The 12,588-nt window shown below is 70.5% G+C and carries 10 protein-coding genes; all 10 read right to left on the minus strand.

Annotation, left to right across the window (positions count from 1 at the left end):
- Positions 1-39: 39 nt before the first annotated feature.
- Entirely contained in the window at positions 40-1,134 is a 1,095-nt protein-coding gene (gene ftsZ, locus SA87_RS08875; RefSeq protein WP_066202288.1) for a cell division protein FtsZ, read from the minus strand.
- Between the two features lie 209 nt (positions 1,135-1,343).
- The gene (ftsA, locus tag SA87_RS08880) at positions 1,344-2,576 is read right to left on the minus strand and encodes a cell division protein FtsA (RefSeq protein WP_066202141.1); all 1,233 of its coding nucleotides are present in this window, start codon (positions 2,574-2,576) and stop codon (positions 1,344-1,346) included.
- Positions 2,577-2,600: 24 nt separating this feature from the next.
- Positions 2,601-3,302, minus strand: a complete 702-nt coding sequence (locus SA87_RS08885) for a cell division protein FtsQ/DivIB (RefSeq protein ID WP_066202143.1) — start codon at positions 3,300-3,302, stop codon at positions 2,601-2,603.
- 123 nt (positions 3,303-3,425) lie between these two features.
- Positions 3,426-4,715, minus strand: a complete 1,290-nt coding sequence (murA, locus tag SA87_RS08890; RefSeq protein WP_066202144.1) for a UDP-N-acetylglucosamine 1-carboxyvinyltransferase — start codon at positions 4,713-4,715, stop codon at positions 3,426-3,428.
- A 14-nt stretch (positions 4,716-4,729) separates the two neighbouring features.
- Positions 4,730-5,635, minus strand: coding sequence for a UDP-N-acetylmuramate dehydrogenase (murB, locus tag SA87_RS08895; protein WP_066202145.1), 906 nt, complete (start codon positions 5,633-5,635; stop codon positions 4,730-4,732).
- Between the two features lie 123 nt (positions 5,636-5,758).
- Positions 5,759-6,871 (minus strand): putative lipid II flippase FtsW, encoded by a 1,113-nt coding sequence (gene ftsW / locus SA87_RS08900; protein ID WP_066202147.1) that lies wholly within the window; start codon positions 6,869-6,871, stop codon positions 5,759-5,761.
- The gene (locus SA87_RS08905; RefSeq protein WP_066202149.1) at positions 6,837-8,435 is read right to left on the minus strand and encodes a Mur ligase family protein; all 1,599 of its coding nucleotides are present in this window, start codon (positions 8,433-8,435) and stop codon (positions 6,837-6,839) included. Before SA87_RS08905 ends, ftsW begins: the two co-directional genes overlap by 35 nt.
- 111 nt (positions 8,436-8,546) lie before the next feature.
- Entirely contained in the window at positions 8,547-9,506 is a 960-nt protein-coding gene (gene mraY, locus SA87_RS08910; RefSeq protein ID WP_066202151.1) for a phospho-N-acetylmuramoyl-pentapeptide-transferase, read from the minus strand.
- Positions 9,506-11,005: a UDP-N-acetylmuramoyl-tripeptide--D-alanyl-D-alanine ligase gene (locus SA87_RS08915; RefSeq protein ID WP_082910517.1), complete on the minus strand. Its 1,500-nt coding sequence runs from the start codon at positions 11,003-11,005 to the stop codon at positions 9,506-9,508. The genes mraY and SA87_RS08915 overlap by 1 nt, the downstream gene beginning before the upstream one ends.
- Positions 10,996-12,513: a UDP-N-acetylmuramoyl-L-alanyl-D-glutamate--2,6-diaminopimelate ligase gene (locus tag SA87_RS08920; RefSeq protein ID WP_066202292.1), complete on the minus strand. Its 1,518-nt coding sequence runs from the start codon at positions 12,511-12,513 to the stop codon at positions 10,996-10,998. The genes SA87_RS08915 and SA87_RS08920 overlap by 10 nt, the downstream gene beginning before the upstream one ends.
- Positions 12,514-12,588 lie beyond the last annotated feature (75 nt).

Here is a 12,588-nt window from a genome sequence, read left to right on the forward strand (position 1 = left end):
AAAAAGCGCCCGCGCGGGCACTTTCCCGAAGGGTGTCGATCAGGAACGCGGGCGGTTCCGATTGCGAAGAAACGTCGGGATGTCGAAGTCGTCGAGGGTGATCCGCTCCCGGCTCGCGGCCGCCTCCCGTTCCGCCTCAAAGGTCGACCGGGCCGCCTTCGGCGGCCGCCGCTCGGCCCGCTCCTCGTCGAAGCCGGTGGCGATGACCGTGACCTGGATTTCGTCCCGGAACTGCTCGTTGATCACCGCGCCGAAGATGAGGTTCACGTCGGGGTCGGAAGCCGCGTGAACGATCTCCGCCGCTTCGTGCACTTCGTAGAGGGTGAGGTTCGGGCCGCCGGTGATGTTCATGAGCACGCCCCGGGCCCCTTCGATCGACGTCTCGAGGAGCGGGCTCATGATCGCCTTCCGGGCCGCCTCCTGGGCGCGGTTTTCGCCGGAGGCGATGCCGATGCCCATGAGGGCCGTCCCCTTTTCCGTCATGATCGTCTTCACGTCGGCGAAGTCGAGATTGATCAGCCCCGGCACGGCGATGAGGTCGGAGATCCCCTGAACGCCCTGCCGGAGGACGTTGTCCGCCTCCCGAAACGCCTCGAGGATCGGCGTGTTTTTGTCGACGATCTCGAGCAGCCGGTCGTTCGGGATGACGATGAGCGTGTCGACCTTTTCCTTCAGATTGGCGATCCCCATCTCCGCCTGCAGCGCCCGCTTCTTCCCTTCGAAGCGGAACGGCCGGGTGACGACGCCGACGGTGAGGGCCCCGAGGGACTTGGCGATCTCGGCGATGATCGGTGCGGCGCCGGTGCCGGTGCCGCCGCCCATGCCGGCGGTGACGAAGACCATGTCCGCCCCCCGGAGGAGGTTTTCGATCGCCTCTCGGGACTCCTCCGCCGCCTTTTTCCCGATCTCCGGGTTGGCGCCGGCGCCGAGGCCCCGGGTGAGCTTTTCGCCGATCTGAAGCTTGATTTTCGCCTTCGATTGGGCGAGGGCCTGGGCGTCGGTGTTGACGGCGATGAACTCGACGCCGGCGAGGCCGGATTCGATCATCCGGTTGACGGCGTTCGAGCCGCCGCCGCCGACGCCGACGACTTTGATCTCGGCCAGGGTGACGTTTTCCGTATCGAATTCGAGCATGTCCAAACCTGGTTCGAAAAACCTGCCGGAATGGCTTCCGGCAGGGACCCCTCCGAACCAGGCGTACACCTCCTTCCAGGGATAGAGGTTTCGGCCCGGGCGCCCCACCCGGAGCGTCCCCGCTTCTCCCACACCCGAAGACGGTCCGGGCAAGCGCTCCCCTTTGCTTCAAACCTCCACGGCGGCAAACCTCTCCGCACCCCGCCGCGCTAGATGAGTTCGCTCAGCCAGCTTTTGACCTTGGCCAAAAACCCCGCTTCCCGGCTCCCTCCGCCCCCGGCGCGCCGCCTGGGCGCCTGGGGATCCGCCTCCAGAAGGCCCAGGCGGACGGCGTATTCGATCATCCCGATGCTCGCGGCATACCCCGGCTCCCGCACGCCGATCTGATCCGGCACCGCGAGGCGGCTTTCCGGATGGACGACCTCCCGGGCGACGGTGAGAAACCCCGGCAGGGCGACGGTGCCGCCGCTCCAGGCGACGCCGGCCGGGACGGCGGCGGCGTCCCGCTCCTCGAGCGCCTCCCGGATAAGGGCGAGCATCTCGACGAGGCGCGGTTCGATGATTTCGGCGAGTTCCACCTGCGAGACGACCGTCGCGGCGCTTTTCCCGATCGGCGTCACCTTGAACGTCACGCCGTCGGCCGCCTCCTGGACGGTGCTCGTCCCGTATTTGAGCTTCAGCCCTTCGGCCACGTCTTCGCTCGTGGCGAGGCCGTGAGCGATGTCCCGGGTGAGGTACGCGCCGCCGAACGGCAGCACGACGAGGTCGTGAAGCTCGCCGTCCTGCCAGACGGCGACCGTCGTCGTCTCCGCCCCCATGTCGATCCAGACCGCCCCGGCCCGGCGGGCGTCCGGATCGAGATACGCCCAGCCGGCGCCGAAGGCCGGGAGGACGAGGGCGAGGGGTTCGACCTCGGCGCGGTCGAGCGCCCGAAGGGTGTTGTGGATCGCCGTCTTCGCGGCACTCACCAGCCGACCCCGCACCTCGAGGCGCATGCCGAGCATTCCGCGGGGATCCCGGACGCCGGAGAGGCCGTCGACGGCGTACGCCGTCGGCACGACGTCGACGATGACCCGATCCGGCGGGAGGTGGACGATCTTCGCCGCTTCGATCACGCGATCGACGTCGTCCTGGCGGATTTCCCGGTCGTCCCGTCCGACGGCGACGACGCCGGTCGTCTCGACGACGGCGACGCTCGGGCCGCCGACGCCGACGACGGCGGCGGTGATCGGCCGGTCGATCATCCGGGCCGCCCGGTCGGCGGCCGCCCGGATCCCCTGCTCGACCGCTTCGATGTCGACGACCGTCCCTTTTTTGATCCCTACGGCCGGCGCCGTGCCGACGCCGACGATGTGATAGGCGCTTTTCGTCCACTCCGCGACGACGAGGCGGATCGTGTGGGAGCCGAGATCGAGGGCGGCTATGTAGAGTCCGTCTTTCATCCATGGCACCTCCGGCTACCGGTTTCATTCGCCGCGGGAGGCCGGTTTTCCTGTTTCCTGGTCTTTCTTGATCGGTGTTTTCGGCTCCGATCCGTAGGCGACGAAATACGCGCCGCCCCGGAGGAGGTAAAGCCGACCGTGCACGCCCGGCGGGACGGCGGCGAGGTAGGCGTCCAGGTGCGCCATTTCCTCGGCGAACGCTTCCGGCGGGACGACCACCGCGTCGCCGGTCGTAAGATACACCACGAGGCGATCGCCGGCCGCCTCGCGGTCGATTTCCGAGATGAGGCGGGTGACCGCCGGCGAAAGCGCCCCGAGCGCCCGGGCGAGGGCCGCCTTGTCTGCCGTCGAAAGCCCGTCCGACAGCCAGACGGCGTCCGCCGGCCGCTTCCCCAGCCGGCTCATCGCCCCGGTTTCGAGCCAGAGGGCGCCGCCGGCCTCCCGGGCGACGGCGCGGGCTTCCCGAACCGTAATCGACAGTCGATTCGGAAAGCGCAGGCGGACGTCCGCCGCCGTCACCTCGCCGGAGCGAAGCAGCCGGTCCCGAATCGCCGCCGGCCGGACGAAGACCGGATCGCCGACCCGGACGCCGGCAAACCGGAGGACGTCCGCCTTCTCGAGGCGTTCGAGTCCCGTCACCTCGATCTCCGCCAGGCGGCTGTAGGGCGAGCGGAGATAAGCGAGGATCGCCACGGAGACAAAAAAAAGAAAAGCGATCCGGCGCATCGGACAAACCTCCTACTCGCCTCCCAGTTTACGCTTTTTCGGCGGCTTCCTCAATAGGTCCTGCGGTCTACCGCCCGGCCTTTGGCCCACCGCCCGGCGGCCCGGCCGGCGCCGGGCCGGCCGTCACACCTGCCCTTCCGGAGCGAGAAGCGGCCGTTCCGTCGTCCGGACGATCCGGGCGCCGAGGGCGGCGAACGTCTCTTCCAGCCGGTGGTACCCCCGGTCGATGTGGACCGCCCCTTCGACGATCGTCACCCCTTCCGCCGCGAGACCCGCCAGGACGAGCGCCGCTCCGGCCCGAAGGTCCGTCGCCCGCACCCGGGCGCCGACGAGCCGCCGGGGGCCCCGAATGACGGCGGTGTGGTAGTCGACGACGATGTCGGCGCCCATCTTCACGAGCTCCGGCACGTGGCGGAACCGACCGTCGAACACCGTCTCGACGAGGACGCTCGTCCCTTCGGCCTGCGTGAGGTATGCCAGGAGCTGCGGCTGCATGTCGGTCGGAAAGCCCGGATGGGGCGAGGTCGACAGGCGGTGGATCGCCCGGTAGGGTCGGACGCCTTCCACGGCGATCCGGTCGGGCGCCACCTCGATCCGAGCCCCGGTCTTGCGGAACGCGTCGATCACCGCCTCCAGGTGCTCCGGGATGACGTCCTCGAGCACGATCCGTCCCTCCGTGATCGCCGCCGCGGCGAGGAGCGTCCCGGCGACGATCCGGTCCGGGATGACCCGGTGCGGCCGGGGCGGATGGAGCCGCTCCACCCCCTCGATCACGATGGCGTGGGTTCCGGCGCCCCGAATGCGGGCGCCCATGGCGTTCAGAAAGCGCTCAAGCTCCTGGATCTCCGGCTCCCGGGCGGCGTTGACGATGCGCGTCGTCCCCCGGGCGAGGGCGGCGGCCATCATCAGGTTTTCCGTGGCCCCGACGCTCGGATAGTCGAGGACGATCGTCGTCCCCTCGAGGCGCGGCGCCCGGGCGAGGATCGTGCCGCCGTACTCGTGGATGACGGCGCCGAGCTTTTTCAGCCCCTCGAGGTGCAGGTCGATCGGCCGGGTGCCGATGGCGCATCCCCCCGGGTAACCGAGGACGGCCTCGCCGGTGCGGGCGAGAAGCGGTCCCATGAGGAAAATGGACGACCGCATGCGGCTCATGAGCGCCTCCGGCACGACATTCGATCGAAGCCCCCGGGCGTCGACGACGAGCATCTCGCCCTCCCGTTTGACCCGGACGCCGAGGGCCATGAGGATCTCCTCCATCGACCGGATGTCCAGAAGATCCGGCACGTTCTCCAGCACGAACAGCCCGTCGGCCAGAAGGGTAGCGGCCAGGATCGGAAGGGCGGCGTTTTTCGCGCCGTGGACGCGAACGGTTCCGGACAGGCGCACGCCGCCTTCGATGACGAACGATTCCACGGTGGGCACCTCCGCTACCCCTCGCCCACCACCCGCACTTCTGTCTCTAAGGTCGGACCGAACCGATCCCGCACGGCGGTCCGGATCCGCTCGATCAGCCGGAGCACATCCCGGGCCGTGGCGCCGCCGGCGTTCACGATGAAATTGGCGTGAAGCGTCGAGACGACCGCACCGCCTTCCCGGGCGCCCTTCATCCCTGCCGCTTCGATCAGCCGGGCGGCGTAGTCCCCCGGCGGATTCCGGAAGACCGAGCCGCTCGTGCGCTCCTGAAGCGGCTGCGTCCGAAGCCGGTAGGCTTTGAGCCGGAGCATCTCCTCCCGGATCCGGACTCGATCGCCGGGGACGAGGCGAAGGTACGCCCGGGTCACGATCCCCGGCCGGCGATGGAACACGCTCGAACGGTACGAAAGCTCCAGCGCCTCCGCCCCGAGGCGTTCCGACCGGCCGTCGGGCCAGACGACGTCGACGCCTTCCAGGACGGCCCGCATCTCGCTCCCGTGAGCGCCGGCGTTCATGAACACCGCGCCGCCCACCGATCCCGGGATGCCGCCGGCAAACTCCAGGCCCGAAAGCCCGAGCCCCGCCGCCTCCACCGCCAGCCGGACGAGGGGGTAACCGCCGCCGACAATGAGGCGATCGCCGGATGCCGAAAGCTCCCGAAACGCCGGCCCGAGGCGGAGGACGACGCCGCGAAACCCGCCGTCGAGCGCCAGGAGGTTGGACCCCCGGCCGATGACGAACCACGGCACCCCTTCGGCGCGGATGAAGTGAAGCAGCCGGACGAGCGCCTCCGGCGACTTCGGCTCGACAAACGCTTCGATCGGCCCGCCGATCTCCCACGTCGTCAGCGCCGAAAAACGCACCCCTCGCCAAACGGTGCCGATGTCGAGCGCCTCCAGGCGGCGGATCCAGCCGTCCATGACGCTTCGCTCCTTCCTCAGGCCAGGGTAGCCTATGCAAAAGCCCAGTTCAGGGTGAATGAGGCCCGGCCGGTCGTCTTTCCGGCGGTCGGGGCCGCCCCGGCGAAAGCGCCGCCCTTCGCCTCACACCGGCAACCGGTGCCGGAGGACGCTGTGGACCATCCCGAGGCCGGCCAGCACGATGACGAGGGACGATCCTCCGGCGGAAAAAAGGGGGAGCGTGATCCCCGTCACCGGGAGGAGCCCGACGACGACGCCGATGTTGATCAGGACCTGCACCGCGACCATCGCCGTCACGCCGACGGCCACGAAGGCGGAAAACGCATCCGGCGCCCGCAGGGCCGCCACCACCCCCCGCCAGACGACGACGCCGAACAGCGCGAGCACGAGCATCGCCCCGACGAAGCCGAGCTCCTCGGCGGTGATGGAGAAAATAAAATCGTTGTACGGCTCCGGCAGGTACGCGTACTTCTGCCGGCTCATGCCGAGCCCGAGGCCGAGGAGTCCCCCGGGACCGATGGCCAGAAGCGACTGGATCGTCTGGTACCCGGCGCCGAGCGGATCCTGCCATGGATCGAGATACGCGACGATCCGGGCGACGCGATACGGCGCGGCAAGAACGAGGGCCAAAAAACCCGCCATGCCGGCCAGCCCGAACAGCGCGAGGTGCAAAAGCCGGACGCCGGCAGCGAACATCATCACCACCGCCGACGCGAGGAGCACCGTCCCCGTCCCGAGATCCGGCTGCAGCATGATGAGGCCGAACATCAAACCGGCGTAGAGGAGGGGCGGCACAAACCCCCGGCCGAACGCCGTGACCCTCCCCCCTTTTCGTTCGAGCCAGGCGGCGAGAAAGACGATCAGGGCGAGCTTCGCGACCTCCGCCGGCTGGATCGAAAACGCCCCGATGCCGATCCAGCTCCGGGCCCCGCCCCGGACGTCGCCGATTCCCGGGATGAGGACGATCCCGAGAAGGAGCAAGGCCAGCGCGTACCCCGGCCGGGCGAACGGTTTCCATCGCACGAGCTCGACCTTCGACGTGACGCCGAACGCCATCAGGCCGAGGACGGCAAAAAGAAGCTGCCGCTTCGCGTAAAAAAACGGGTCGCCGAACTCATGGGCGGCGATGGCGGCGCTGGCACTCAGAACCATGACCACCCCGAGGCCAAGGAGCCCGACGACCGCCCCGACGAGCGGCCCGTCAAGCGCCGGCGTCCCGGACGCCTTTCGTCCCATCGTCTCCCTCCTTCGGCCGAAGCGCCCAAACCGCCGCCTTAAACCGCCGGCCCCGCTCCTCAAACGAGCGAAACTGATCCCACGACGCGCATCCCGGCGAAAGCAGCACCGTCTCCCCCGGCCGGGCCTCCCGCCAGGCGATGGCCACCGCCTCCTCCAGCGTCCTCGCCGGCGCGACGGCAAAAAACCCCGACTCCGCGGCCTCCGTCCGGAGCCTTCCGGCCGTCTCTCCGAAGACGATCATCCGGCGGATCGTTCCGTCCTGCCAGAACGGCCGAAGCGGCGCGAACGACTCGCCCCGCTCGAGCCCGCCGGCGAGCAGGATGACCGGCCCGCCCAGCGCCTCGAGCGCCCGGACGACCGCCCCCGGGTTCGTCGCCTTCGAATCGTTGTAAAAACGCACCCCGTCGAGCTCCCGGACGAACTCCAGCCGATGCTCCACGCCGGTGAAGGCCTCGACCGCCCGGCGGATCGCCGCCGGCGGCACGCCGAGGGCGGAGGCCGCCGCCGCCGCCGCCATTGCGTTTTCCACGTTGTGCCGCCCCGGCACCCGGAGCGCCGCCACCGGAAAGAGCGCCACCTCCCGTCCGCCGTCCCGCCGGACGACCCAAGCCGTGTTGCCCGACCGCCGGACGGCGACGATGGCGGCCGCCGGGGGCGGCGCCGCCCCGGGCGGAGGCGTCTTTCCCGCCGCGGCGGCCGCCCCGTCCGCCGTCCCGCCCGAAGCGCCGTGAGCCCCGCCCTTTTCGGCGCCCCCCGCTGACGCGTCGGCGTCTTTGCCGATGCCGGCGTCCTCCCCCGATCCGCCGCCGAGCCCGAAGGCGATCGACCGCACGCCGGCGTCCCGGAGGCGGGCCCAGAAGAGGCCTGCGCCGGCGGCCGGAAGCACCGCCGTCCCCGGCGCCCCTTCGGCGAGCGGCCGGAACAGCCGCCACTTTGCCTCGACGTAGTCCGCCATCGTCTCGTGGTAGTCGAGATGATGCGGCACGAGGTTCGTCAGAACCGCCACCTCCGCCCGGAACCGGTCGACGCCCTTCAGTTGAAAGCTCGAAAGCTCCAGCACGGCGGTCGTCTCCGGCCCCGCCTCCGGCGCCACCTCGGCAAACGGCCGGCCGATGTTGCCGGCGAGCGCCGCCGGCATTCCCGCCGCCTCCAGCATCGCGTAAAGGAGCGTCGCCGTCGTCGTCTTGCCGTTCGACCCCGTGATGCCGGCGATCCGGCCGGGAAACACGTGGTAGCCGAGCTCGATCTCCGTCTCCACCGGGATCCCCCGCCCGATCGCCGCGACCACGAGAGGATGGCGGTACGGAATCCCCGGACTTTTCACCATCCGGTCGATCCCTCCGGCCAGGACGACCTCCGGCGCCGGATCGCCGAAGAGGAGCTCGGCCCCTTGCCGGGCGAGCTCTTCCGCCCACCGGTGCGGCCCGGGCGACTGTTCCACCACGACGACCGACGCCCCGAGCCGGAGGAGAAGCCGCGCCGCCGCCAGGCCGCTTACGCCCGCCCCGAAGACGAGGATCCGCCGCCCGGCATACCGCCCGACCGCTTTGTCCGCCTGCATCGACGCCCTCCCTTCGTGCCCTCCGGTTCGCGCGGCGACCGGAACCGCGGCCGCGGCCCGGCCGACCCGCCGCCGAGAAAAACGCCCCGCCCCCCGAGCCCTCCGCCGGCCTCAGCGGCCGATCGCCCAGGCGACGGCGGAAAACGCCAGCACCGCCTCCGCCGCCCAGAAGGCCAGGACGACCTGCCACTCGCTCCAGCCGACAAGCTCGAAGTGGTGGTGCAGCGGGCTCATGCGAAAAATCCGCCGACCCCGGAGCTTAAACGACGCCACCTGCAAGATGACCGACAACGCTTCGATGACGAAAAGCCCTCCGAGCCAGACGAGGAGAAGCTCCGTCTTCGTCAGAAGCGCCGAAGCCGCCAGCGCTCCGCCGAGCGCCAGCGAGCCGGTGTCGCCCATGAACACCCGCGCCGGATGCGCATTATACAGCAAAAATCCGCCGAGGGCCCCCGCCAGCGCGGCGTTGAAAATCGCCAGATCGAAGCGGGACCCGTACCACGCCAGGACGGCGTACGCCGCCGACGCCAAGAGCATCGCTCCCGCCGCGAGCCCGTCCAGACCGTCCGTCAGGTTCACCGCGTTCGTCGCCGAGAGAAAAAGAAGAAGAACGACGAAGAAATAGGCAGCGCCGAGCTCCACCCGGCCGAAGGCGTACGTCTCGAGCGCCGTCGAAAAGCCGGTCGCCACGTACTGCCGGAAAAACACCGCCGCCAAAAGCCCCTGTGCCGCGAGCTTCTGTAGCGGCGTAAGCCCGAGGTTCCGCCGGAGTGCGATCTTGATCCCGTCGTCCAGGCCGCCGATCACGCCGGAGCCGAGAAAGGCAAAGGCGACGAGATAAAGCTCCGCCGACGGCATCGCCAGCAAAAAGGCCCCGAAAAGCGCCGCGACGATGAAAATCACGCCGCCCATCGTCGGCGTTCCGGCCTTGCCGGCGTGCCACGCCGGTCCCTCGTCCCGGATCGCCTGGCCGAACTTCAACCGGCGGAGGAGCGGGATGGCGGCCGGACCCACCGCCGCCGCCGCCAAAAAACCGGTGACAAAGGCGATCCCAAGAAGGCGCACCGCCATCACCGACCCACCCCGTCCGGCGCCGAGAGGGCCGCGACGATCCGCTCGAGCCCCGCCGCCCGGGAACCCTTCACGAGGACGATCGCCTCCGGACGGGCGTAGGCCGATAGGGCCGCAAGGAGCGCTTCCTCGGCTTCAAAATGCCGCGCCGCCCGTCCCCGCGCCCGAAGCGCCTCCGCCAGAAGAGCGATCTCCCGACCCACCGTCAGCACTTCGACCGCCTGAAAGGCCGGCTCTTCGGCGAGCGCCTGAAGAAGCGCCGGACCGTGCGGGCCGAGCTCATACATCTCCCCGAGGACCGCGACCCGGTGGCGGTAGCCGGGGACCTTCGCCAGCGTCCGGACCGCCGCCCGGACCGACGTCGGCGCGGCGTTGTACGCATCGTCGATGAGCGTCATCCCGCCCCGACCGCGAAGCCGGCGCATGCGCCCGGGAAGGGGCGGAAGGTTCCGCCAGGCGGCGGACGCCGCCTCCGGCCCGACGCCGAAAAGCCGTGCCACGGCGAAAGCAAAGACCCCGACCGTCCCCAGCGCTTCGCCGGGAAGCGGCACCCGGAGCTCGACCTCGGCCCCCCCGTCGACCCGGACCGCCCACACCGTCCCGTCCCATCCGAGATCGTCGACGAGGCGCGCCGCCACCCGCCCCTCATCGCCCACCGGCCACCGCCGGCCGGGATAGGCGCGGACGGCCGGATGATCCGTCACGAGGGGCTCCGCCGCCGGATAAAAAAGATCGCCGGCCGGGGAGAGGCCGAACAAAAGCTCCAGCTTCGCCTCGGCGATCGCCGCCCGGGAGCCGAGGAGGCCGATGTGCGCTTCGCCGATGTTGAGCACGACCCCGACGTCCGGCTCCGCCGCCTCCGAAAGCCGGCGGATCTCCCCGGCGCGGTTCATCCCCATCTCCAGGACCGCCAGATCATGAAGCGACGAAAGCCGGAGCAGCATGAGCGGCAGCCCGATCTCGTTGTTCTGATTCCCTTCCGTCGCAAGCACCCGGTACCGGGTCGAGAGCGCCGCGGCGAGGAGCGTCTTCGCCGTCGTCTTGCCGTTCGAACCGGTCACGGCGACGACCGGCCCGCCGAACCGGCGCCGGTTTTCCCGCCCGAGGCAAAGGAGCGCCTGCCGGGTGTCGGAGACGATGAAATAGAGCCCCCCTTCCGGCGGCGGCCCGTGATCCTTCTGCCAAAGGGACGCCCTCGCCCCCCGGGCGAAGGCCTCCCGGACGAAATCGTGTCCGTCAAACCGCTCGCCGCGGATCGGAATGAAGAGCTCCCCCGGCCCGACCGTCCGGGAGTCGATCGACGCGCCGGCAAACGGGGCCCGCCAGAACCCGGGCCCCTCTGTCGGCCGCCCGGCCCCATCTCCTGCGCGATCGGCACCGCCGCCCGATCGCCCGTCCACCGCCGGACGCCCGCCGCCGACCGCCTTCCCGCCGGCGCCGTCCGGCCGCCCGACGACCGCTTCCGCCAGCCGCGCCACATCCGCCGGCGTCAGGAGCACCGGAAGCCCCCTCCTTCGAGCGCCCGCCGCGCCTCCACCCGATCGTCAAACGGATGCACCATCCCCCGGACGATCTGTCCCGTCTCATGGCCCTTCCCGGCGATGACGACGACGTCGCCCGCCTTCGCCAGCGCCACCGCCCGCTCGATCGCCCGCCGCCGGTCGACCTCGACGATCGTCCGTTCCCGGGCCTCGGCCGGGAGGCCGGCGAGAATGTCCCGGATGATCGCCTCCGGATCCTCGTCCCGGGGGTTGTCGGACGTGACGACGAGGGCGTCTGCCCCCTCCGCCGCGGCGCGGCCCATGAGCGGCCGCTTGGCCGCGTCCCGGTTTCCGCCGGCGCCGAAGACGACGATGAGCCGCCGGGCAAACGGCCGGACGGCGGCGAGCACCTGCCGGATGCCGTCCGGCGTGTGGGCGTAATCGACGAAAACCGAAAACGGCTGGCCGCAGTCGATCCGCTCCAGCCGGCCCGCCACCGGCCCCGCCGTCCGGAGCCCCTCGGCGATCGTCCCGACGTCGAGGCCGTACGCGAGGGCGCTGGCCGCCGCCGCCAAGGCGTTTTCCACGTTGTGGCGGCCGATGAGCCGCATTTCGACCGGCGCCGACCGGCCGTCCGCCGTAAGAAGCGTCCAGGACGAGCCGGTGCGGTCGAGCCGCACCCCGGCGGCCAGCACATCCACCCCGCCCCGAAAGCGCTCCTCCGGCCGCTCCCCGTCCCGGAGGAGGCCGTAACGGACGACCGGCCGCACCGTCTCCCCGGCGAAAAACGAAGCGGCCGGGTCGTCGGCGTTCAGGACCGCCACGCCGCCGGCAAAGCCGAGGCCCTGGAAGAGCCGCGCCTTGGCTGCCCGGTACGCCTCCATCGTCCCGTGATAGTCCAGGTGATCCTGCGTCAGATTGGTGAAGACCGCCTGGTCAAAGCGGAGGCCGGCCACCCGTCCTTGGTCGAGGGCGTGAGAAGACACTTCCATCGCCACCGCCCGGACGCCGGTCGCCCGCATCGTCCGAAGCGTCTCAAAGAGCGCCACCGGATCGGGGGTCGTCGCCTGCGCCGGCTCCCGCCGGTCGCCGTAGGCGACCTCTACCGTGCCGATGAGCCCCGTCGGCACCCCCGCCGCCTCGAGCACGTGCCGGATGAGGGCGGTGGTCGTCGTCTTCCCGTTCGTTCCCGTCACGCCGATCAGGTGAAGCCCGTCGGCCGGCTGCCCGTAAAAGGCGGCGAGGATGAGCGGAAGCGCCCGCTTCGGCTCCGCCACCTCCACCGCCGCCAAAAACGTTCCCGCCGCCGTCTCCCCGTAACCCCGGGCGACGACCGCCGCCCGGGCGCCGGCGGCGGCCGCCTCCGCCAGAAAGGCGTGACCGTCCGTCCTCGTCCCCGGAAGCGCCACGAAGAGATCCCCCGGCCGGACGCGGCGGGAGTCGATCGCCACCCCGTCGACCGCCGTCTCGCCGGCGCCGAAAAGCCGGGCCAAGGGAAGGGTTCGCACCAGTTCGACCAGCCGCATGCCGTGCGCCGTCCTTTCCCGCCGCCCCATTCAGTCTGTCCGTTTCGGCGGCTTCGTTTCCCTTTTCCACATGAA

This window comes from Hydrogenibacillus schlegelii (assembly GCF_001653195.1).
In the GTDB taxonomy this organism is placed as follows: Bacteria; Bacillota; Bacilli; order Thermicanales; family DSM-22653; genus Hydrogenibacillus; species Hydrogenibacillus schlegelii.

What these genes read in the sequence shown, in the direction of transcription:
- SA87_RS08905 (WP_066202149.1), bottom strand. Translation starts at nt 8,435, where the DNA reads ATGCAGGCGGACAAAGCGGTCGGGCGGTATGCCGGGCGGCGGATCCTC.
- ftsA (WP_066202141.1), bottom strand. Translation starts at nt 2,576, where the DNA reads ATGAAAGACGGACTCTACATAGCCGCCCTCGATCTCGGCTCCCACACG.
- ftsZ (WP_066202288.1), bottom strand. Translation starts at nt 1,134, where the DNA reads ATGCTCGAATTCGATACGGAAAACGTCACCCTGGCCGAGATCAAAGTC.
- SA87_RS08920 (WP_066202292.1), bottom strand. Translation starts at nt 12,513, where the DNA reads ATGCGGCTGGTCGAACTGGTGCGAACCCTTCCCTTGGCCCGGCTTTTC.
- mraY (WP_066202151.1), bottom strand. Translation starts at nt 9,506, where the DNA reads ATGGCGGTGCGCCTTCTTGGGATCGCCTTTGTCACCGGTTTTTTGGCG.
- ftsW (WP_066202147.1), bottom strand. Translation starts at nt 6,871, where the DNA reads ATGGGACGAAAGGCGTCCGGGACGCCGGCGCTTGACGGGCCGCTCGTC.
- SA87_RS08885 (WP_066202143.1), bottom strand. Translation starts at nt 3,302, where the DNA reads ATGCGCCGGATCGCTTTTCTTTTTTTTGTCTCCGTGGCGATCCTCGCT.
- murB (WP_066202145.1), bottom strand. Translation starts at nt 5,635, where the DNA reads ATGGACGGCTGGATCCGCCGCCTGGAGGCGCTCGACATCGGCACCGTT.